Annotated in this window: 20 protein-coding genes; 12 read left to right on the plus strand and 8 right to left on the minus strand. The window is 38.1% G+C overall.

What is annotated here, in order from left to right; genetic code table 11:
• Positions 1–30 precede the first annotated feature (30 nt).
• From FR932_RS12675 to FR932_RS12695, 6 genes are all read left to right on the plus strand, one after another.
• The gene (locus FR932_RS12675; RefSeq protein ID WP_240532320.1) at positions 31–291 is read left to right on the plus strand and encodes a hypothetical protein; all 261 of its coding nucleotides are present in this window, start codon (positions 31–33) and stop codon (positions 289–291) included.
• Positions 288–1397 carry a trypsin-like serine protease gene (locus FR932_RS12680; RefSeq protein ID WP_019439471.1) on the plus strand — a complete coding sequence of 370 codons (1110 nt, stop codon included), beginning with the start codon at positions 288–290 and terminating at the stop codon, positions 1395–1397. Before FR932_RS12675 ends, FR932_RS12680 begins: the two co-directional genes overlap by 4 nt.
• Positions 1398–1762: 365 nt before the next feature.
• Positions 1763–1927, plus strand: coding sequence for a hypothetical protein (locus FR932_RS21480; RefSeq protein WP_019439473.1), 165 nt, complete (start codon positions 1763–1765; stop codon positions 1925–1927).
• 403 nt (positions 1928–2330) lie between these two features.
• Positions 2331–3692, plus strand: coding sequence for a hypothetical protein (locus FR932_RS12685; RefSeq protein ID WP_019439474.1), 1362 nt, complete (start codon positions 2331–2333; stop codon positions 3690–3692).
• A 63-nt stretch (positions 3693–3755) separates the two neighbouring features.
• The gene (locus tag FR932_RS12690; RefSeq protein WP_019439475.1) at positions 3756–4817 is read left to right on the plus strand and encodes a hypothetical protein; all 1062 of its coding nucleotides are present in this window, start codon (positions 3756–3758) and stop codon (positions 4815–4817) included.
• Positions 4810–5352, plus strand: a complete 543-nt coding sequence (locus FR932_RS12695) for a hypothetical protein (RefSeq protein ID WP_019439476.1) — start codon at positions 4810–4812, stop codon at positions 5350–5352. Before FR932_RS12690 ends, FR932_RS12695 begins: the two co-directional genes overlap by 8 nt.
• Before the next feature lie 443 nt (positions 5353–5795).
• Here FR932_RS12695 and FR932_RS12700 read toward each other — a convergent pair whose 3' ends face one another.
• The 3 genes from FR932_RS12700 to FR932_RS12710 form a co-directional block, all read right to left on the minus strand.
• Positions 5796–8690 carry an EAL domain-containing protein gene (locus FR932_RS12700; protein ID WP_019439477.1) on the minus strand — a complete coding sequence of 965 codons (2895 nt, stop codon included), beginning with the start codon at positions 8688–8690 and terminating at the stop codon, positions 5796–5798.
• Between the two features lie 267 nt (positions 8691–8957).
• Entirely contained in the window at positions 8958–10247 is a 1290-nt protein-coding gene (locus FR932_RS12705; protein ID WP_240532321.1) for an ATP-binding protein, read from the minus strand.
• Positions 10248–10290: 43 nt separating this feature from the next.
• Positions 10291–10980 (minus strand): response regulator transcription factor, encoded by a 690-nt coding sequence (locus FR932_RS12710; RefSeq protein WP_019439479.1) that lies wholly within the window; start codon positions 10978–10980, stop codon positions 10291–10293.
• 294 nt (positions 10981–11274) lie between these two features.
• Here FR932_RS12710 and FR932_RS12715 point away from each other — a divergent pair, with 294 nt between their 5' ends.
• A complete protein-coding gene (locus tag FR932_RS12715) occupies positions 11275–12300 on the plus strand; it encodes a GGDEF domain-containing protein (protein WP_019439480.1) in 1026 nt (341 codons plus the stop codon).
• 422 nt (positions 12301–12722) lie between these two features.
• Here FR932_RS12715 and FR932_RS12725 read toward each other — a convergent pair whose 3' ends face one another.
• From FR932_RS12725 to FR932_RS12740, 4 genes are all read right to left on the minus strand, one after another.
• Positions 12723–13322 (minus strand): hypothetical protein, encoded by a 600-nt coding sequence (locus tag FR932_RS12725; protein WP_019439481.1) that lies wholly within the window; start codon positions 13320–13322, stop codon positions 12723–12725.
• A gap of 206 nt (positions 13323–13528) precedes the next feature.
• A complete protein-coding gene (locus FR932_RS12730) occupies positions 13529–13933 on the minus strand; it encodes a hypothetical protein (protein ID WP_019439482.1) in 405 nt (134 codons plus the stop codon).
• Positions 13934–13987: 54 nt separating this feature from the next.
• Positions 13988–15193, minus strand: a complete 1206-nt coding sequence (locus tag FR932_RS12735) for an OmpP1/FadL family transporter (RefSeq protein WP_019439483.1) — start codon at positions 15191–15193, stop codon at positions 13988–13990.
• A gap of 76 nt (positions 15194–15269) precedes the next feature.
• Positions 15270–16100: an SDR family NAD(P)-dependent oxidoreductase gene (locus FR932_RS12740; protein WP_019439484.1), complete on the minus strand. Its 831-nt coding sequence runs from the start codon at positions 16098–16100 to the stop codon at positions 15270–15272.
• A gap of 263 nt (positions 16101–16363) precedes the next feature.
• On the opposite strand from FR932_RS12740, the gene FR932_RS12745 reads away from it, so the two are divergent.
• The 4 genes from FR932_RS12745 to phrB all read left to right on the plus strand — a co-directional run bounded on the left by FR932_RS12745 (position 16364) and on the right by phrB (position 20193).
• Complete coding sequence (locus FR932_RS12745) at positions 16364–16918, plus strand: hypothetical protein (protein ID WP_240532322.1); 555 nt, start codon at positions 16364–16366, stop codon at positions 16916–16918.
• Positions 16919–16960: 42 nt separating this feature from the next.
• The gene (locus FR932_RS12750) at positions 16961–17449 is read left to right on the plus strand and encodes a methylated-DNA--[protein]-cysteine S-methyltransferase (RefSeq protein ID WP_019439486.1); all 489 of its coding nucleotides are present in this window, start codon (positions 16961–16963) and stop codon (positions 17447–17449) included.
• Positions 17450–17732: 283 nt separating this feature from the next.
• Entirely contained in the window at positions 17733–18686 is a 954-nt protein-coding gene (locus FR932_RS12755; protein WP_019439487.1) for a YbgA family protein, read from the plus strand.
• 85 nt (positions 18687–18771) lie between these two features.
• Positions 18772–20193, plus strand: coding sequence for a deoxyribodipyrimidine photo-lyase (gene phrB / locus FR932_RS12760; RefSeq protein ID WP_019439488.1), 1422 nt, complete (start codon positions 18772–18774; stop codon positions 20191–20193).
• Between the two features lie 83 nt (positions 20194–20276).
• Here the strand turns inward: phrB and FR932_RS12765 are convergent, their stop codons facing one another.
• Positions 20277–21710 (minus strand): NAD-dependent succinate-semialdehyde dehydrogenase, encoded by a 1434-nt coding sequence (locus FR932_RS12765; RefSeq protein ID WP_019439489.1) that lies wholly within the window; start codon positions 21708–21710, stop codon positions 20277–20279.
• A 301-nt stretch (positions 21711–22011) separates the two neighbouring features.
• Here FR932_RS12765 and FR932_RS12770 point away from each other — a divergent pair, with 301 nt between their 5' ends.
• Positions 22012–22356: a winged helix-turn-helix domain-containing protein gene (locus tag FR932_RS12770; RefSeq protein WP_019439490.1), complete on the plus strand. Its 345-nt coding sequence runs from the start codon at positions 22012–22014 to the stop codon at positions 22354–22356.
• The last annotated feature ends 42 nt before the right edge of the window (positions 22357–22398 follow it).

Consider the following 22398-nt stretch of genomic DNA (forward strand, 5'->3'; position numbering starts at 1 on the left):
GATGTGCAAATCCCCGCACCGGGAAAATATATGGTCACACTCTTCCATCACGGCTGGATGTCATCTAGCAAGATGGAAGTTTGCACCGAATCTCAGTGTAAAAAGCAATTTTTAAAACAGATTATTGCTGGCGGTAAATATTTCACAATAAATAAAGTAAAAGCCGAAGTCACGACAACTGGTGACAATGAAACGGTTAAATTTACCTTTAAACGTCAACCGCGTCAGTACGATTATAAAGGGACTAATTGGCAGGTACTAGAATCGGTAAAATTGGAGAAAATACAATGAAATCATTAAAAAATATCGCCATCTTATCACTACTGCCTACCTCAGCATTCGCTATTGGCTTACTTGATCGTGGTGCTGACTTATACGATACCAGTAGCTTACGACATAGCATGCAAGGTAATGGTTTCGCTGTAGTCAAAGGCAGTTGTTGTACTGGTACTTTGATTGACCCATATTGGGTTATTACCGCTGATCACGTTAGTTCTTCAAAATGGTCTGTCAATAAATATGAAGAAAAGACAGAAGGCAATTACACGATTGTCGCTCAACAAAAGACTCAGCTAGACATGACAAATGACCCCTGGGGAAAAGTGAAATGGATTATTAAAGACAAGCATGGCGAGAACATAGATCTAGCCATATTTAAGCTGAATAAGCCATTTGATATCATCAAGCCCGCTGAGATTTATGATTTCAGAAAGCTTGGTTTTGAACTGGGCGGTAAACTTGGCTACGTACCGAACCGAAGCGGTAGTCAACAAATTGTCGGTACTTTTACGCATCGTGCAGATAAAGACTATAAAACTTGGCCTAGAACGGGTTGGCTTGATGTGAGTTATACGGGGCTTCCTCATACCAAATATGAATCTGATATTGCAGGAGGAGATAGTGGCTCAGGTGTCTATGTTGAGCATAAGGATAAAATCTATTTAGTCGGAGCAATGGCAATGACCTTCCGAGTTGGCTCGAAGACAGGTCAATCAGGTATGAGTGCATCCTATTTTTTAGAGCAGATTGAAAAGATCATGGCTGATAATGCTTATATCAAATCTTTATCACTGCAAGACTGGAAAGTTGAGACAAGCAAACTACAAGAAGTTTTCCATTCATCTCCATATGTTGAGAATTATGTTGAGGAATCGTTCAAGTCGGTAGTTGGTGATAAGTACAGAATATCATTCGATGTTAATGCTGCGGCTAAATACGATATCGAAGTTGAAGGTCGAAAAATATCTTTTGACAGAGTTCAAAATGAAGAAGTGCTTTATACCGAGTTGGTATCAACTGATGGTGAACTAAACATTAAGCTTACTAACAAAAGTGATATTGAAAATGGTGTTAAAAACCCTGCTGATTTCGCTGGTGTTTTTATTCACAAACTATAATTTTTCACTCTCAATGTAAGCTTTTAAATAATTTTTTGTAAGCTTAAAAAGCCGCTAAAATGGAATACCCTACTCTGCATTTGATTTAATTTGGCAGAAATATGCATTTCCAACCTTGAATGTACAAATAGCTGCTGCGCCAAAGCATTTACGTGGTAGCTACTTTGGTGCTGCGGCTATTTACGGTTTAGGCTTTGCACTTACGCCTTTAGTTGGAGGCATTATTTATTGAAATTAGAGCCGCATGCCAATTGGCATGTGGTTTTTTTTGATGCTTTCATTTCTAGTAAGGCTTTGTAAGCTAGTGTAAGCTATCTCGTTTCGTCATAAACACTGTAGAAAGTAAGTTATAGGGTTTATTCTTTATGGATATTCAATCAGGTCTTGGTTCACTTTGTCGATTAATTTCGATGAAATCGACAAAACGTTTTCATGCACAGCTAGAAGAACGAGGTGTTATTATTACACCAGAGCAGCATATATCATTGCGAGTGTTGCAAAGTCAGATGAATTTCATCAAAGTGAATTGATGTCTTTAACGTTTTGAGCGAGTGACAAATCTAAGATTAGCCGTATTGTACAACGTCTTGTTACTGCTGAATATTTAAGTCTTAGTAATGATGAGATTGATCGTCGTTCGAAGATTTTACGCTTGATTCCTGAAGGCGGTAAAGTAGCGTCGTTACTAAAATAAGCCGCTGAATTAAACGTTGAGCTTTACAATGAACTGTTTACTGAAGAAGAATTAAAAACACTTCAAACATCTCTTAATAAAGTTCTTAATGCCCTTTAAGCCCCCCATCATAAATGATTAAAACTTGTCAAGTTACTCTCTATTGTCGACGACTGAGCAGCTTACAAAAATACACTTGAGACAAATGCCATTCGTCCGTAAGCTTTCTTTTCCTGTTTATTACTTGTTTGAGAAAGCCAATGAAGAAGATTATATTAAGTGTGTTTGTCGGTATATTATTGACTGCCTGTGGTTCTGATAATGATTCAAAACCTACCCCTCCTGCAGCAAATATTATCGATGCAAGAAACCCTGCTGATGTACAAAAACTCGGTCAGTCTTTTGAACTCTTGCTTCATATTAAAAAAGCGACTCAAGCAGCCAGTGGTGAAACGGATCGCCTAGCAACAAATGCGGTAGTATTTTTAAAACCAATCCCTACAGTTAACCCTACCTTTGCACAACATCATGGTGTACCACTATTAAACATGAAAATACAGGGAGCGATGACGGTTGAGTTAGCCGCTACAGCTATTGCCAATAATGTTGAATATGACTTAACGAACTTTGATATTTTCTATCAACCAACCAATGCTTGGAATGAACCAGACCTATCAATTTATAAAGTTGAAAATGATATTAATAATGTGACGTTCTGGAAACGTGGATCATCATTTGACTTTAATTCGGCACTATTAAATGATCACGATAAGATCGATATGGAAAATGGATTGCCCCTTAATATTTACGTTAAGTTGGGTAATAAGCTTAGTAATGGCATTCAAATGTATGGTGAACAACCAGAGTATATGCAGTATAAAAGTGTAAGACCATTTAATGATAATGGTAACCTATGTGGTAAACCTCACCATCTTTCTGATTTTGAACAACTTCAATGTGTGGATATTGATGGCTCAAGTATCTCAGTATTAGTTGAGAATAACAGCACACCAGAGCGCCAAGCGAATGCTAACCGAGTTGTAAAAACGGTTGCATTCTTTTTACAGCATTTCTCCTCAAGAATAGCCAGCGAAATCAGCTATAACGATGCAGCAATGATCTTTTTTGATGATTTAGATTTTGATAGTCGCCCTGCAGGAGAATACGCTAATGGCCACCTTCGTTACCAAGATCTAGGCAATAATGAAACCAACCCAACAGACCCAAATCAGCGCGATGCGTCGTATGAAGAAATTATCCACTTTATACATGATTATGGCTTGATGAGTGCGGCGATGAATTCTCCGGGTTCAAAATGGCATAAGATGCAGCTAGAACTTGATAGATTAACTCTTCAGTCAATCTTATTGGGTAACTACTTTCCAAACGGTAAAGATCCGCATGTACAAGACCCTGGTTTAGATGCTGAGTCATATGATCAAGAATACTTAGCTTATGCTATGTACGCATATTATGATATTAATCCTGTAGGTTACTCTGCACAAGAATTTGGTTCAAATACCTACAGCGAGCTGCAAGTTAATGAACCTGAGATGGTGACGTTTTTTGAAACCCACTTCCCTACAAGAGCAGAGTTTGCGGCATTTCAATCTAGCTTATAATATGAATTAGATAAAATGAAAAGGCTGAATATTTATTATTCGGCCTTTTTTATTAAGGTTATTATGTTTGATCAATATTCTTTTATTTCCATTATATCACTGGCAATTGTTGTCATCGTTTTTGTCATAAAGAAACAAAAACCGCATATAAAAAATATGCTTATTTGCGCGGTATTATCAGTGTTAATTCCTACGAAATACGCAGATATAATAAAATACAGTGCGATTTCAGATACTGAGATCCTCAATGGCTATGTAAAAAGTAAAGCGAAAGAAAAGGTACAGTGTGAGCATTATCAGGAAGTCTGTACCACGACAAATAACGTAAAAACGTGTCAGAAGTACTATGATCATAAGTTTGATATAGACTGGACGGTTCGTACCACAGCAGGGACGCTTTATATTAACCGTATTGACCAGCAAGGGCTTAAAGAACCAAGACGCTTTAGAGAGGTGGTAATTAATGAGCCTGCATCCATAGAGAACCATTATAAAAATTACTTATTGGCTAATGAAGACTCTCTTTTCTCTCATTACAGCAGTGCATTAAAGCGCTTTGGTAAATACCTACCATCCTATCCAAAAGTATATGATTACTATCGAATTAATCGCGTGCTTTATGCTGATGATGAGTTTAAATCTATAGCACTAGATTGGAATGAGAAACTAAATAATACCCTGAAAAAATTAGGTAGAAAAAAGCAGGTTAATCTTATTGTTGTATTAACTCAGCAGCCGCCAGAATTCTTTTATGCTTTACAAGCGAAATGGAAAGGCGGGAAGAAAAACGATGTGATTTTGGTATATGGAGTAGAAAATCAACGTGTAAAGTGGTTCTCATCCACCTCTTTTCTCGATGGTTACTTAAATAATGATATGCACAGTAAACTGCGAGTAACTAGCTTAGAGCAACCGCTAAATAATCACGTGCTAGATAAAGCCATTTCTATTATTGACGAGGACTTTATTCGTTATGAAATGAGTAATGAAGAGGCACAAAAAGAAGCCTTTCGTATGCCGTGGTATCACCTATTGCTCGCTTTACTGCTTGGTCAATTGCCTAGCATTATTATGCTATTACATTTCCACTTAATTGTTATCCCTACTAGGAGTTCCCGTGTATAAATTGGTATTTATTATATTTGTTGTTTTTTGTGCATTAGCAGCAAGCTTATTTACGAGCTTTGTTGGATATCATGATAAAGCTGTCCGTTTCGAAGCTAATATTGAAAAGTTACACCAAAGCAGCCAATCGATGCTTTCTAATGGAACATTGGCCCTATTGGATAAAGCAAAGATACAGCAGAATTATGCAAAAGATTTTAAAGATGTACTGGAGAAGAGTATTGGTGCACGAAGCCAATCAGAATCAGGTTTGGTGATGAAGTGGGTTAAAGAGATGAATCCAACACTAAACTCTCAAGTTTATCTGGATTTATCTTCATACATTGAAGGGATGAGACGTGATTTCCATCTTTCGCAAAATCGCTTAATGGATGCTTGTGCCAGTTATGAAATCGCCAGAAAGAGTGCAATCTCTGGATTATTTATGAAAATGAACGGTTTTCCGACTATTGATTTGAATAAACGCTGCACAGTGTTAAGTGATTCGATTACCAGTGAAGCCTTTGAAACGGGTATTCAAAAGCCATTATTATAGTGCTATAACCCTGTAAATGCTTAGTGTAACTTGCCTCTTTTGATTACCCTTAGAGGCTTTTTTATGCCTCGTAAAATTTAGCTATAAAAAAGCCATCACAGAGTTGTGATGGCTTATCGTAAATATTAGGGGTGAACGCTGCTGTCCAGTTGTATTCCGTGTAACCGCCAGCTGCCACATCGCCAGTAGCAGTAAATGAACCTGAGGTTGTTGTTATTTCACCTGCGGATTTCTGAGCGCTAGGATCAAGTTTTCCATTGGGAACTGGTTCGCTATCTGGATCGTTATCATCTTCAAGCCCACTATCAGCATATTAATCAAAAACTTGCATTAACTTTTGATACGTTGTTTTTATTTGTTGCAAGTGGCAACATTTAAGAATAATTATTATCAAATTTTTTAAAATAAGTCATTTAATTTCATATTAGCCCTGTGCTGGTTGCTCATGCACTTATCGTTCTCTTTTTTTGTAATGCGAAATTATATTCAGATAAATGTTCTGGTTCATGGATATAGAATCCCTGCAGGAAATCAAAACCAAGTTCAATACAGCGATCATAAAGAATTTGGTCAGAAATAAACTCACCAACAACGGAGACTTTTAATTTTTGAGCTATTTCAATCATCGACATCACCCAGGTTTCACCTATTTCATCATCTTTTAAAGATTTAATAATGTCGCCATCCACTTTTAGTGAGTCAAAAGGTAAGTTACGTAGGTAATGATAATTTGCATAACCAGAACCAAAGTCATCAATTGAAATATTGACACCCAGTTGTTTTAACTGAGCGAGGAAATTAGCAACATCATGTAAATTGGTAATCGCAATGGTTTCGGTTATCTCAAAACAGAGTTTTGATGCGGGGATATTCGTTTGCTGCTTTAAAATAAGCAGTAAGCGTTGTCTAAAGCTTTTATCAATCAATGATTGTCCAGATAGATTAATACCGACCATTGTAATTTCCTCAACAAAGGCAGGGTTAGCACTTGAGAAATTGAGTACTTGGTTAACCATATACAGATCAATGTCAGGCATTAATTGATAACGTTCAGCGGTTGGTATGAAATGAAATGGACTGATTAATTCACCTTCTTCATTTTCAAGGCGAGCTAAGATCTCCAAGTAAATATTATCAGGCTCTGAAATTTTTAAGAGCTGCTGGCAAAATAGGTGGATTTTTTGATTGTTTATGGCATTTTTAAGACGCACTGAATCTAGCATGTCACTTCGAAAGGTTAGAGCATCGCGCTGATTCATATCAATAGTATAGAAACCATTTCTTCCACGATCTTTTGCTGAGTAACAAGCGTGATCGGATATGGACATAATGTCTGATTCTTTCGCATTTTTGGTATCAAATAAGACGATTCCGATACTGGCGCTCACATCAAAAATTTGCCCTGAGTGACTTACTTTTAGCTCAGCCAAACGTGTGAGAATGCAGTTAGCTAAGTCTTCAGCCTCTGATTTAGAAGCAAATGGCATTAATACACAAAATTCATCTCCTCCCATTCGAGCAACGGTAATATCAGTAGAGGAAAGTGTGCATTTACAGCTATTGAGTTGTTGAGCGATTTGCTTTAATAACTCATCTCCTGCAGAGTGTCCTGCAATGTCATTCAGTAATTTAAAATGGTCTAAATCTAAAAATAGGAGAGCGTTATGAGGAACCTCTTTCTCTAAAAGTTGATTTAGTTGTTTGGTTAAATAACGTCGATTATAGAGTTCCGTTGTTGAATCGGTTGTTGCTAAATACTCAAGATGCTCTCTATGTGTTGCTTCTTGGGTAATATCCTCCAAGGTAACTTCAAGGTGGTGTGTTGTTTGAGATTGTTGAATATAATACTTTAAATAAAGCCCCTGAAACTGTAATTCATCTTTAATACCATTATATAAATTGGCTCTTTTTGCATCCGAAGTATGGTTAATTATTGATTGAGATAGGTGGTCTAGCAACATCGGTTTTTGTGTTGTGATGTGCTCGAATGTAGTGTTCTGCTGAATAACATGGCCATTCAAACTCATGGTACAAAGACCCTCTTTAGAGTTGTCATACAGATCTTTATATAGCGTTAATTGATTGGATAGCTCAACTTGCATTCGGTTACGTTCATTAATCGTGTCGTTAATACTTCGAGCATGAAGCATTGAGATAATACAGATACTCAACATCGGACTAATGGCATACAGCATTTCAAATTGATGTATAGATAACCCTATTTGCTTGAGAGAAAGCAATCCCATAATTTGTAGATTAGCGATTGCATTTACGAGAGTAAAAACAAACCAAGAAACAAAGAACCAAAGCGCTTTGTTATTGCCACTTATTCCTTCTTTTAAGCAAATATAAACAAGATAGAGGGTTGCTGCTGTGCCTAATAGCAGCTCTGTACTAAGAAGCATTGAATGACTATAAAAACCAGAGGCGAGGATTAAACTAAGGTAACTAAATATAATAACCTTTAGATTTTTCTTTGATGACGATGATAAATTACAACTGCATATAGCAAATATGATGGATGTGATAAACCCTAAAGGAATATTAATTAGGTGGATATATTTATTGATTATTGGATAATTTGCGGTGAAATGGTAACTAATGAAGCCAAATCGATAAAGTGTTGCAATCGCTATATTGATTAATAACATAGAGTAGGATACAGCTGAGATCATATTCTTTCTACGAGTCATACAGCATGAGATTAAAATACATAAAAAGATAGCTCCTAGGATGCTAGCACCTAGAAATGACTGTTGATGGAACTCAGATTCTACTTCATAGCTTGATGTAAATAATAGAGGGATGGTTTTAAGTGGTAAGCTGCTTTTTAACTTTATGTAAACCCAACCGGAAGAATCGTAAATTTGTTTTATTGGTATGCAGTAGTAATAAGAACTAAAATCATCATGTAGAACATTAACACGGTTATCTCCACCTTTTGTATAGTTGTAGATAACACTGCCGTTATCATTTGTGTGCCAAAAATCGATGTAGTTAATATAAGCATCATTATATTTTAGTACAACATCTTTACCTGAGAAGATACTTGCTCTAGATATTTTTATTTTTAGCCATATATTTTTTTTAAATTCATTTTCTTGCTGAAAGTTGTCCTTCCAACTTGAAAATGAAATGGCATCGTTAAGTGTATTAATATCACCGCTATTAGTGTAGTAAAATTCTGATATGTACTCTTTGGAAAGTACGTTTTGATGAACTAAAAAGAAAAATAAAATAAAACTAAATCTCAATAATAGCGAAATAACAGAGAATGGTAGATTAGATGTAGTTAATTTATTTCTTACTTTATTTGAATTTATCATGATAAAACGCACTATCTACACCTTGGAATATTAAGCTACTAATATAACGTATTTATTTATTTTGTTTGTAAGCAGAGGTAAGCAGAAGTAAGCAGATTGTAGTGGTGCAGTAAATTTACAGGGCAAGGACGAGCCAAAAACCGACATTCGACATTCGACATTCAGTTAGATTAGAGCTTACAAATCACTCCCATCCCCTTGCTGAACGAAAGTTTCATAGTGGTACCTTTAGTGCATCCCAAATGTGTACTCCTATTTAATAATGGTATTACGATGATATCAATCTATATTCGATGGCTTAGGAATGATTACGGTAAAGTTTGCTCCACTCATATTGCTGTGTGTAATATCTATTGCCCACTCTAATCGCGTGATAGCGGCATGAGTAATGGCTAACCCTAGTCCAAATCCACCAGTTTTACTGTTTCTGCTTTTATCTAATCGAGCAAAAGGCATAAAGACTTCTTTTCGCTTTGACTCATGGATCCCTGAACCATCATCTTCAACAGACAATTCAAGATAAGTGCCATGATCAATTAAGCTTATTTTAACGGAAGAATGCGTGTATTTTATGGCATTTTTAATCAAATTATCGACTACTAATCTTGCCATTGTACTATCACATCGAACGACTATATTTTCTGCAATTTGAGTGACAATGTTGATCTTTTTATGGGGGTGAGCTGAAATTCTTAATGGAATGAAAGTGGTTAGATTAAGGTTTGAACGATGAGTTTCATAGAAAGATGACTCCATCGAAGTCAGTTTAGATAACATAATAATGCTGGTAGTTAGATTATTAATATCTTCAATATATAGATCGATATCATCATGTAAATCGGCCTCAGCAGGTTGGCTTTTCATACGCAGAATATCGTTTACCAATTGAATTCTGCTTAGCGGGGTACGAACCTCATGTGGAATAGCTTGAGCAAATATTTGGCTTTGGATAACACGATTTTCAATCTCATTAGCCATTTTATTAAAGCTTTTTGCTAGATGACCCACAGGTGCAGGAAGTTTTTCATTTGCTCTTTCTGCCAGCTTTCCATTACCAAACTTCATTTGGGTTTGTTGAAAGCTGTTAGTTTGTTTTTGTAATTGTCGCAGTGGTAAGTAGATTGCTATACAAAGAACGAAAATCACACAACTGGTGAGGGCTAAAATAAAAAGAACCGTTGGGTTTTGATACCAAGGGACATCATGAGAAAAGAACTCTCCATGCTCTATAAATACAAAATGGTTATTAGTGTTGGGAATAGGGAAGACGGCAATATATAAATTATTATTGTTTAAGTAGACAGGAATTGAATCAATCGTAAATATCTTCTCGCAATTATCACAAGGTAATGAACCATCCCACTGAGACAGCAATTCTAATTTAAAAATATAAAAGGTTTCTTTCTGTGTCGTCTCTAATTCTTTATATAGTGAATTTTCGGTTCCTTTTTGCTCGACGTATTGTTCTAAAAAATACCGACCGTCTCTTAAAAACATCTCTACATCATACTTTCTAATGTAGCTTTCGCTGAAAATAAAAAAGAGATACAAGGTAGCAATTAATGACACTGTGAGGCCAAAATACAGCCTCGCAAACATAGAGGGCAGAGATTTAAAGGGAAACAAGCACATATCCTTTATTGCGAATGGTTCGAATTAGGTTGTTTGGTGAGTTATGTGAAATGAGTTTTTTTCGTAATCCAGATACACGCATATCAATAGAGCGGTCATTGAATTCATAATCAATACCTCTGAATACTTTGCAACATTCTTCTCTTGTTACGACTTGGCCAACATTGTCGATAAGTACATGTAATATCTCAAACTCAGCGTTAGTTAGTTGTAGGTCAGCTTGCTTGTACCAGGCAGTTTGAGTCTGAGTATCTATGGTAATGTCTGTGTTTCGGGTTTCTGTTTGTACTGGCTCAGCAGAAAGGCGAGAGCGCCTGAGTAAGGCTTCAATGCGAGCGAGTAATACATGACCTCGAATTGGTTTAGTGACATAATCATCGGCCCCAAACTTAAATAAACTGACTTCACTCATTTCGTCATCAGAGGCGGTAAGAATTAAGATCATACCGTTATAAAATAATCTAGCTTCACGGCAAATATCAGCACCACTCATTCCCGGCAGCATGAGATCTAATAATATTAAATCAGGTTGATATTCTTTTATTGCATCTATTGCAGCTAAGCCATCTTCAACAATGCAAGAGTGATATTGCTCGGCTTCCAAATACATTTGGGTAAGACGACAAATCTCAGAGTCATCTTCAATAATAAGTATTTTACCTTTGCTCAAATGATTAACCTCGTTAATAAATTTCGGGCAATTATATATTGAGTATAGAAAATAAAGCCATTTTTTATTTGATGTATATTTACTTAATACCAAGGCATTGTCAATTATAGTGCAGACATCGATTACTCTTCATCTTTTAGTGAGAATACCGGGTATTGCAAATCTGGCGTAAGACCCCAGGTTGAGAGTGTAAACGTAAAACAGGGACTTATGTATTGAAAAACATCAAGCATAATGTAGACTTGCACGGAGATTACAATAAGGTGACTAAAAAGGTTGGTTTAAGTTAATAAAATGATGAACTCAAATGATGTAATAAGAAAACAGGTTCTAAAAGGACTTTGTACTGGTTTAGCCATTGTTGCCCTTCCATTAGCGGTAGGTAATGCTTTTTACTTTGATAATAAGTCTTATCTATTGGCTTTCATTGAGTCTTTGTATTTTATTGTCGCTTTGTATTCTCTTTATGATATTCGTAATGATAAAAACATCGCCTTTCATACTTATATTCACGTATTCATTATTACCTTCATTATGTTTTTTGGTGAAATAGTGAAACCAATTGATGAAGGGGTATATATTTGGTCAACAGCCGCGCCAATTTTATTCTATTTGCTACTTGGTTGTTCTAACGCTTTTATCTACTCAATTTTGTTCTTATTTATCCAGATTGGTTCATTATTATTTGAAATTGCTCTCCATGACAAAAATCAGTTTTTATTATCTGTAATTAATTTTATTTGTACTTACTTAGTTATAACCGTCATTAGTCGTAAGTTTGAAATGGAAAGAGAAGCCGCTCAAGATTATATTCAATATTTGGGTGCTTATGATCCGTTAACTGGCGCACTAAGCCGAAACTCTTTAATTAAAGAAATGAATGAACATAGCGATCGCTACAGTACATTTGTAATGTTTAATATCGATGATTTAAGTCATTACACAAAAAAGTATTGCTATCAAGAAAGCGATAAGATGATTAAAGAGATGGCAGAGCGATTGTTTAATACAGTAGATAAAGAGTGCTTGTACCACTTAGGTTCAGGTCGGTTTGTGATGCTTATTTCTACTCACTATATGGCAGAGTCTAGTTATCATGAACATCAACAGACCAGCGATATAATGGCGTCTATTTCAAATGCACCTTTCTTGATGAGAAACCATGATGAGTTTATGACACTCAGTGCTGGTATTACGGAGATTACTAAGTTTTCTACTATCGAATCCATTTGGTCTGATGCAGAAGACAATGCCACTTTAGCTCAACTAAATGGTGTTGGTTGCGTATTTAAAAATAATAAATTGTTTCTTAGTTCTTAGTCTTTTTTGCTTAAATAAGTCACCACTGCACTATGATCTAAACCTGCAAACTGAGGTAATGCTTCACGCTTACAGATAAACCACGAGGGTTCCCTGAGTTTCTTATCCAAAAATGATCAATTGCGATTCGTGTAAAAGTGGGAATAGGAATTCCTTTGCTCTCTCTTGGCCAACTTCGAATGGGGCTGTTTGGTATTCTTTGTAAGCTTGTTTAAAACGCTGTGTATTTGCAGATAAATTAAACCGTAAATACTGATGAGCGATCTGAGTTATTAGCGCTACAAAAAGAAGTTAAAACTCTCCGTATGGAGAGCTGAACATGTACCGTATCGCACGGCAGTTATGTCAGCTACTTGCTAACCTTATACGATAACAAGCCCCCTATACCTATACCTATACCCACATCTACACCTTCATATTATTTAATCCAACAGTGACTTTTCTTCTAAACTATCAATTGGAAAGCTAAAGAAAGGCGTTGAGAATTTATCACTGCGAGATCGGGCGATGCTACCATCATGCGCTGTGGTTACACCTGTCTTTTTATCTTTAATGAAGTAGTACATTTCACTTACGCCGTGATACATGCGAACGGCAAGGATATCCAATGACGGCATTTCCCCATCAGTACTCACCCAAAATACCGGCACACTTAAACCATATACATCTTGGTCAGTCCCTAAAGACGTGAAAAAGAAATCAAATTCAATATCAGCGTCTGCTGCCGAATCGACTAGATTCAACTTGAAACGACTAGCTAGTTCCATTTTCAAACGCTGCTCAGCATAAACAAGGGCTTGAGTTTTACTAATAAAGTGTGTGCGAACATAGATGGATTGTGTACCAAATTCAGCAAAGCTATTATCTGGCAGGTCTGACACTAATTCGTTAATACTGTAGGTCAGTAGTCTCTGGCTAGTAGAACCACGATATTGATCAGCACTCTCTCGTGTCGAGCAAGCACTCAAGGTGAAGAAAATCGTTACGATAATAAAAATACGCTTCAACGTGGAATTAAACATAAACATCCTTGTGTAAAATAGTAATCAACGAACTTTATACTACATGTTGTCATGTAAACCAAAGTCATTGATCGCTGCTAGCACACATTTCAGAATAATTCATATTCGCGCAACCGATATAATATGTCTAAATATTCGAATGTAGGTGGGAAATTTTGTGACAATAACACACCCCATCACTATCCCCCACCTATCTCATCATGCCATTACAGCTTCTGCTTATTACGGTATTGTTCATACCAATAGCCGAGTGTATAAACACAAATCGTCACATCTGTGATAGCAAAAGAAATGAAGTCTACATTTAAATGCGCCGTTTCTGGATTGAAAAAATTCGACATGAATAAATACACCATGAATAATTTTTCAATAAACGAGTAAAGCATTATTGAACCACGCCACTCGACAATAAACGCAGATAACGTGATAAAGAACCCCATCAAACCAACCATGATGCCCCAATGTCTAAATAGGAACACATAGTTGTCGTCATACGGCAGGTTATTCATTTTAAGCAATGCTAATTCAGGGTTGATCGCATAGACACCCGCGAACATTGTGATTAAACCACCGATAACAAGAAACGGCTTTAAATTACGAGTAAAAAACATAGTCTATTCCCTATATGAAACTGCTTATATAATAGTGCTTACATTACAGGGCATTTAGAATGTTACGTTAGCACCGACAAAGTGGATCTTGCCGTCGAACGTACCAGTTACGTTGGCACCTTCTTTCGTAATATCAACAGAACCTAAGTCTGCATACTCATAGAACATATCGATACGGGTATCATTCCAGTATGTAGTGGCACCGACAGAGTAGCGATACTGTTCACCAACAGGTAAATCAACCCACTGTTTCGTTGGATCATCTTGCGGAGACGTTTCATAAGAGAAACCAGCTTTTAATGCCCACTCAGCGTTTAACTGGTAGTCAGCACCTACTGCGAATTTCCACACATCATCCCAATCACGATCAATCTCAAGACCTTCAACTTGCTCGTTATAAACTGGTGTGCCACTAAAATCACTCCACTGGTGGAATTGCACAGAAGACAGTAACGTTAGCTGTCCATTAACATCATAACTGCCGCTTAAATCTATAATTGCAGGAGCAAGTAACTCAGTGCCGACGGTAAAAGATGATGGTCTTGAATTGTCAGGATCTGCAGCGATTAAATCCGCATTAATATCATCAAACTCAAATTCTACTTTTGAACGGTAGCTTAAACCGACAGCCCATTTTTCCGCTTTGTACATAGCGCCAGCATTATAGCCAAACGCCCAGTCAGTACCGGCATCAGTCTCAAACCCTGTCGTACTCACTTCGATAATGCCGTAGCTAACTTGCGCGCCAACGCCAACCGACCAATTATTATCAATTTTATAACTCATGATTGGATTTAACTGTACAGCTGTCATTGTCGCTGTATCTAGATGTTCCGAAGCATCCCAATCCGTCCCGTAGTCAACAGACGAACCACCAACCGCACCAAAGTTAATACCTAAATGGATATCTTCACTCACTTGCATTACATGAAATATACCGATTGAAGGCATCACTGTTTTTGCATTTGCATCACCTGTTGTCGGTGCTGTGTTTGGAATACGGTAACCATCATCAAGATCGCGATCTCTATCGGTATAATCCATTTGCAGATCCAGCACCATCATATTAACCGTGGTTTTCTGTTCGCCCATATGCGTCATCGTCGCTGGGTTAGTCCAAGATGCAGTCGCAGTTTCGGTATAGACACCATCACCGGCACCTGTTGTACCTGCGTTAGCAACAACCGCTTCTTGTAACAGCAGTCCGCTGGCATTGGCGTATGTCGAACAAATCAATAATGCTAAGAGTGTTTTTTTCATCAGAATATCCATCAATATGGGTCATAAAAATATACCTATATGATAGATACAAAGTACTGCATAAAAATCAGTAATATTACGGATTCACTTTGGTTTTTTTAATCAACAAAACAAACAGTTTACCAATTAGTTTTTCCCCAAAAATACGCTGTGCCCAAAACATTAATTTCGCATCAAGCGTGCTTTGGTAGCAGAGTCGCGGTGAAGTGCTAAAACCTGCTTTTATTAAGGTGTTCACCGTTGAACTAGTGTCCGAACCAGCTCGGTAAGCATTGTCTAAAAAGTCATGGGATTTATGCACAACTTCTTTATAACAAGCTAATGTGTTGGTGTTTTTCATATCCGCTAATTGAATAGCGTCAAACTCTGTTTGCACACAACCTGGTTCAACCGTGACAACTTGAATATTAAAGCCTTCAACTTCCTGCGCTAAACCTTTAACCATGCCATTCAATGCGTGTTTAGTGGCTGAATACCAAGCGTTCATACTAGTCGAAACACGACTCGCAATCGAGGTAGTAAAGACAATACGACCAGCGCCTTGCTCTCGCATGTGTGGCAATACAGAACGCGCTAACCTTGCCGCGCCATAGACATTGGTATCAAACTGTTGATGTACTTTTTCGATACAGGTTTCTTCTACTGGACCAGCAATAGCAAATCCAGCGTTGGCATAGACAATATCAATATGCCCGACTTCTTTAGTCATGGCATCGACGATATCGGTAAGATCTTTTTCTGAACAGACATCGACTTTATGTATTTTCGCGCCCAGAACAGCAAGATTATCGAGTTTATGCAGTCGGCGAGCACCGCAGTAAACATGATGATTATCCTGCAAAAGTTTAATCGCTAAGTCGTAGCCAATACCTGAAGAGGCACCAATGATAAGTATATTTTTTTTCATAATACGGTTTCTCTCAATTAGCTTAAATCTATGTGTTGAGAAATTATAAGGATTGACGAGAATAGGAAATACGGTAATTTTACGGATTTAAACATTCACCTCGCGTTGAAACCTGTATAATCCAGCTAAATTTGTCCGTCCCCACTCGATGAAGGTATACACTTGAGTATGACGGTCGCAGTATTATTGAATGTTAAGTTATCAGCGCTTATTTATGTGTGCTGATAAGCTATATCGATTAATTTTTAAATTGTAATTTTTAGGTGAAAGAATTGAGTAAAAACAGCGAGTCACATTTAGTTTCTGGTCGTGAATGTGGTGAATGCACCGCGTGTTGCGTTGTACTTCATATTGATGATGACAATTTTAAAAAGCCTGCGGATCAAGTTTGCGAAAATTTGATGGAAAAAGGTGGCTGTAAGATCTACACCAAAAGACCGTCAGTGTGCCAAGATTGGCATTGTGCATGGCGTTTCATGGCGCAGTTAGATGAGAGCTGGCGTCCTGATATATCAGGCATCATGCTGCGTTCTGACGAAAATGGTATTATTTTTCAGCCGATACGCGATCCTAAAACCGTGTTGATCACAGCACAAGTAATAGAGCTAATTGGTGGTGGTGTTGCGCAAGGCATTCCTATGTCTATGTCAATCCCTGTAAAGCAAGGCTACCGCAGTTATAGCACCGCGCTTAATGCACCTTTAGCCGCTGGTGTTGAAGCGAGAAGCCTACCGATGATCCAAGACAAGATGCTTGAATTAATTGAATTTTCATTAGCGCAGCAAACGTCGCAAATTCCAAGTATCGACCGTAGCTAATATAAAGTCGACCACTTTAACCACCTCAAGAGAAACAATGCAATGAACGTATACACGCAGTTTGAAAGTCTATTAGGTACCGTTACTGTGCATGGCAATGATGATGGTTTACTGGGTATCTGGTATGAAAGCCATGCCAGACAGCTGAGTGATTTTGGTAAGCAAGCCGATGACCACCCTATTTTGCAACTTACAGTCACGCAGCTGCAAGAATACTTTAACGGTCAGCGTCATGAATTTTCTATTCCGTTAGCGGCGAATGGCACTGAATTTCAAAATAAGGTATGGCAGGCACTCACGACTATTCCCTATGGCGAGACATGGAGTTATAAAGACTTGGCTATCGCAATCGGTAATCCAAAAGCATCGCAAGCTGTGGGTGGCGCAAACAGTAAAAATCCAATATCGATAATTGTGCCATGTCACCGCGTCATTGGTAAAAATGGCAGCCTCACAGGTTACGCGGGTGGCTTAGATATAAAGCAACGATTATTAAACTTAGAAACTAAACATCATCGTTTATCAAAATAAAGCTCAAGACCACACATAATAGAATCAGGAACGGGAACGCAATGTGACCCGTTGCTTTCTCTCTTATCTCTTATCTACCCTCTCTCATTCCGCCTAAATATAAAGATTTACACTTTACTTAACATCACCAGTTAACTAAATAATAAATATTTTAATCTAGTGTGATCTATTCTTTAATTACTCTCGTATTGTTATTTATAGCAACAAAATAAAACACTTATAAAACATAAAATCGTTCCAGCATGAATGATTTTTAAATTAATTTTTGAAAACGGCGGCCACTATGATCATACCAAAAACAACAATTACGCTCGGTATCAGTGCTTGTGTTAAAGGCGAACCGGTTCGTTTTGATAAGAGTCATAAAAAATCAGACTTCTGTATGAATGAATTAAGCAAACATATGGCGTTTAAAGGATTTTGCCCAGAAATGGCTGTCGGATTACCGACGCCACGACCAACAATACGTCAAATTAAACACGGCGATGTCATTGCTGTAAGTCGTCCAGATGGTAGTGGTGACGTAACGCAAGCGTTGACAGACTATGGTCAATCGGTAGGTCGTAACATTAACGGCTTGAGTGGTTTTATATTCTGTCAAAAAAGTCCAAGTTGCGGTATGGAACGGGTAAAAGTGTATTACGAACACGGTAAAGGCTGTGAAAATGATGGTATTGGTCTATTTGCAAGACAGGTAATGGAATTAAATCCACTACTTCCTTGTGAAGAAAATGGCCGATTGAACGATGCTGGATTACGTGAAAATTTCATTATCCGCGTATATACCTACAAATTATGGCAAGAGCTTGTCGCCAGTGGTTTAACAAAACATAAACTGATTAAATTCCACAGTGAAAGAAAGTACCTGTTAATGAGCCATCACACTCCATCATACAAAAGCGTCGGTAAATTGTTAGGCAACGCAGATATGAATTTAGAAGAAATGGCGGATAAATATATCACTGGGCTAATGACAGGGCTAAAACACATGGCAAACCGTAAAAGCCATACCAATACCCTTCACCATTTACAGGGTTACTTTAAAACATATTTAAACGCAGAACAAAAATCAGAACTCACTCAGCATATCGATGATTACCGCATTGGTTTATCGCCATTATTGGTGCCATTAACGCTGATCAATCATTATTTAAAACAGCACTCGAATGACTATTTAAATTCACAAGTATACCTATCGCCTTACCCTGATTCGCTAAAACTGAGATACGGCATTTGATCTTTCGGTAATGAGTATATAGCCATTAGTGGGAAAGCCACTGATGGGCATAAGTTGAAGTTGCATAACCAGCGGAAAGTAACGAATGGAAAATAAAGCTGAAAGTGTCATTTGGTTTCGTAGCGATTTGCGCATATTAGATAACCCAGCCTTGGCTAACGCATTAAGACAAGGTTGTACCAAAGCCTTATTCATGGCGCCGCTTGAGCAATGGCTACAACATGACATGGCGCCTATTCAGCTGGATTTTATCCAGCGCCATTTAAATTTATTACGTGATCAGCTCGCTGAACTCGGCGTGGAACTAACGTGCTTAACCGTGACTGATTTTGACTCGCAAATTGACTGTTTAACCACATACTGCCAAGCACAACAGATCAAGTATATTTACGCCAACAGCGAAGTCGAACTCAATGAACATCGTCGCGACCAAAAAATCATCGCCAATGGCCTGCCGTTACGACTCAGTGAAGCCGATGTCATCGTGCCAAAAGGCTCAGTACTTAATGGCCAACAAGAAATGTATAAGGTATTTACCCCTTTTCGTAATGCTTGGTTAAAAAAATTAAGACAGCACCCTTTAAATTTAGCGTTTTTGCCTGAACCAGCTAGCCCTCCTGTAACAGCTGCCCACCAGCCAGCAGAGCAAATCGAATTAGCCGGAGATAAAGTTTGTTCAAAAAAGTGGCCATTATCCGACATCATTTTACAACAAGTTATTCCCGAATTTATTGACAATAAATGCCAGGATTACCTGCAATTAAGAGACTACCCTGGGGTAAAAGGGACATCTGGCTTATCTCCTTATTTGGCCATCGGCGCAATAAGCCCACGCTCGCTAGTTAATGCCCTGACACAGACATTCCCAACGTTACTCGATGATATTACCTCATCCGCATTTTGTTGGCTCAATGAGTTGGCATGGCGAGATTTTTATAAGCATTTACTGTTTCATTTTCCGGAACTGTGCAAGCATCAAAATTACCAACAAAAATATAATCATTTACAATGGCCTAACGACAATGCCTTGTTTGATGCTTGGTGCCAAGGACAGACAGGCTATCCTTTAGTGGATGCTGCGATGCGTCAATTGCTACAAACAGGTTGGATGCACAATAGATTACGCATGGTTGTGGCAAGCTTTTTAACCAAGCACTTATTAGTAGACTGGCGACGTGGCGAGCGCTTCTTTATGCAACACCTTATCGATGGTGACTTCTCTGCTAACAATGGTGGTTGGCAATGGGCAGCAGGGACTGGCTGTGATGCACAACCCTACTTCCGGATTTTTAACCCGATAACTCAAAGTAAGAGCTTCGATGCTGAAGGCGTGTTTATTCGCAAATTTGTGCCGGAATTAGCGGCATTACCCAGCAAACAAATTCATTTCCCTCATCCATATTTACACGATACGGGACAAACGGCACTCTATTGCCCGCCAATTGTCGACCATAAAACTGCGCGAGAACAGGCTCTCGGGTTTTATAAGCAACATTTATCAGCTTAGTATTCAGTATTCGATTAACCAGTGTAGTCCCTTGAGTATTCCCTTGAGTATTCATTTTTACGCAAGGGAGCTACATTATCGACTTAATGCTTTAACCCACCAAAACAAAGGTATTTTTGAACAAGGTATTCATCTAATCCCTCTTTAGCACCTTCTTTACCAATACCTGACTGCTTAACCCCGCCAAATGGCGCTACTTCAGTAGATATTAATCCTTCGTTAATCCCCACCATGCCATATTCTAGCGCTTCAGCAACATACCAAATACGATTGATATTTTGGCTATAGAAGTAAGAGGCTAAGCCATAAATGGTATCATTCGCCATGGTAATTAACTCTTCATCTGAAGAAAATCGTACGATCGGCGCCACAGGGCCAAAAATTTCTTCTTGGATAATATCCATATCATGGCGCACATCCGTCAGGATTGTTGGGTCAACATATGCTCCACTCAGTACTTGCCCGCCAAATGCGACTGTTGCGCCTTGGTCCACAGCCCCTTGAATAAGACGATTAATATTATTTTTTGCGTTTTCATCAATCACAGGACCAACTGTTACGCCATCTTCTAAGCCATTGCCGACGCGTAGTTTCGCAACTTCAGCGGTTAGCTTAGCAACAAATTGATCATAAACACTGTCATGAATATAGAATCGGTTAGCGCATACACACGTCTGCCCTGCATTACGGTATTTAGATACCATAGCACCTGCAACAGCAAGGTCTAGATCGGCGTCTTCAAATACAATAAACGGCGCATTACCACCGAGTTCCATGGATGTACGTTTGATCGTTTCAGCACACTGCGCCATTAAAATACGACCAACACGTGTTGAACCGGTAAATGATAGTTTTTTAATACGATCATGTTCACAAAAGACTTCACCAACTAAACTTGATGATTCGTTCACAACTAATTGTAAAAGCGCCTTCGGTACACCTGCTTGATAAGCTAACTCAGCAACAGCAAGCGCAGACAGTGGCGTTTGGTTTGCTGGTTTACCAATGAATGCACAGCCAGCCGCCAACGCCGGTGCCGCTTTACGCGTGATCATCGCAATCGGAAAGTTCCACGGGGTGATCGCCGTTGCGATACCAATTGGCTGCTTGATTGTTGCTAATCTTCTTCCCGCAACAGGGGTTGGGATCGTTTCACCATAAGCACGTTTCGCTTCTTCAGCAAACCAAACTAAAAATGATGCCCCGTAAGCCACTTCACCTTTTGATTCAGCCAATGGTTTGCCCTGCTCTAATGTCATCAGTCGCGCAAGATCATCCTGATTTTCCATCATCAGATCATGCCAACGTAATAGAATAACCGCGCGCTCTTTTGCGGTAGTTTTTTTCCATTGTTGCTGTGCTATATCTGCAGCAGCAATAATGCTATTAATTTCACTCTTACTTTGCGTCGCAATGTGCCCTATAACCGCTGCCGTGGCAGGATTGGTAATTGATAAGCTGGTATTTGATTGCACAATCAAACACGACAATAATGTTTTGTTTTTAATGCTTAACATAAGTCTCTCTAAATATAAGGTTTAAGTATGACTACTGTTCAGTCGCTTTCATCACGATACATATTCTGAATTCTGTCTTTATTTTATCAGTGTTTTATTGAGGCTTTATCAGAATTTTATTATTGTTGTTTAAGTTGATTTTTATATTATTGTTTATGGTCAGTTAATGTCTCACAACTCAGCACAATGCTGCGCGTTTAATAATTATTTAATAATTTAGTCAGTAAATTTACTGTATTAAGCATACGCGCATGTAATTATCATAAGGGAACTTTAAAAATGATTAAAACAAGAGAATGTTATGCAGCTAGGTAATGACACATTAGAGCGAAAAAGTTTGTTAGAAGAGTTTGTCGTTGAGATCGATGGAAAAATAATATCGTCAAAAACCAAGGTCGTCCTCGACGCAGAAACAGGGTTAATGCTAACAATAATCTCTCGGCCACAACGTAACATTATTAATGTGTTATATAACAATGCAGGCATCATTTTTAGCAAAAAAGATATTAAAGAGATTGGTTGGCCAGGTCGAGTTGTCAGCAATTCTTCAGTGGTGGTAGCGATATCAGAAATCAGAAGCGTAATTGGTAATAATCGAATTATAACCATCTCGGGTGAAGGTTACTTATTTAACAGTTTGTTATAACCCTCTTCTATGATGGTTCCCAGTCATTGCCGATAATAATTC

It is taken from the genome of Moritella marina ATCC 15381 (genome assembly GCF_008931805.1).
In the GTDB taxonomy this organism is placed as follows: domain Bacteria; phylum Pseudomonadota; class Gammaproteobacteria; order Enterobacterales; family Moritellaceae; genus Moritella; species Moritella marina.

What these genes read in the sequence shown, in the direction of transcription:
- FR932_RS12675 (WP_240532320.1), top strand. Translation starts at nt 31, where the DNA reads ATGGTCACACTCTTCCATCACGGCTGGATGTCATCTAGCAAGATGGAA.
- FR932_RS12680 (WP_019439471.1), top strand. Translation starts at nt 288, where the DNA reads ATGAAATCATTAAAAAATATCGCCATCTTATCACTACTGCCTACCTCA.
- FR932_RS21480 (WP_019439473.1), top strand. Translation starts at nt 1,763, where the DNA reads ATGGATATTCAATCAGGTCTTGGTTCACTTTGTCGATTAATTTCGATG.
- FR932_RS12685 (WP_019439474.1), top strand. Translation starts at nt 2,331, where the DNA reads ATGAAGAAGATTATATTAAGTGTGTTTGTCGGTATATTATTGACTGCC.
- FR932_RS12690 (WP_019439475.1), top strand. Translation starts at nt 3,756, where the DNA reads ATGTTTGATCAATATTCTTTTATTTCCATTATATCACTGGCAATTGTT.
- FR932_RS12715 (WP_019439480.1), top strand. Translation starts at nt 11,275, where the DNA reads ATGATGAACTCAAATGATGTAATAAGAAAACAGGTTCTAAAAGGACTT.
- FR932_RS12725 (WP_019439481.1), bottom strand. Translation starts at nt 13,322, where the DNA reads ATGTTTAATTCCACGTTGAAGCGTATTTTTATTATCGTAACGATTTTC.
- FR932_RS12730 (WP_019439482.1), bottom strand. Translation starts at nt 13,933, where the DNA reads ATGTTTTTTACTCGTAATTTAAAGCCGTTTCTTGTTATCGGTGGTTTA.
- FR932_RS12735 (WP_019439483.1), bottom strand. Translation starts at nt 15,193, where the DNA reads ATGAAAAAAACACTCTTAGCATTATTGATTTGTTCGACATACGCCAAT.
- FR932_RS12740 (WP_019439484.1), bottom strand. Translation starts at nt 16,100, where the DNA reads ATGAAAAAAAATATACTTATCATTGGTGCCTCTTCAGGTATTGGCTAC.
- FR932_RS12750 (WP_019439486.1), top strand. Translation starts at nt 16,961, where the DNA reads ATGAACGTATACACGCAGTTTGAAAGTCTATTAGGTACCGTTACTGTG.
- FR932_RS12755 (WP_019439487.1), top strand. Translation starts at nt 17,733, where the DNA reads ATGATCATACCAAAAACAACAATTACGCTCGGTATCAGTGCTTGTGTT.
- phrB (WP_019439488.1), top strand. Translation starts at nt 18,772, where the DNA reads ATGGAAAATAAAGCTGAAAGTGTCATTTGGTTTCGTAGCGATTTGCGC.
- FR932_RS12765 (WP_019439489.1), bottom strand. Translation starts at nt 21,710, where the DNA reads ATGTTAAGCATTAAAAACAAAACATTATTGTCGTGTTTGATTGTGCAA.
- FR932_RS12770 (WP_019439490.1), top strand. Translation starts at nt 22,012, where the DNA reads ATGCAGCTAGGTAATGACACATTAGAGCGAAAAAGTTTGTTAGAAGAG.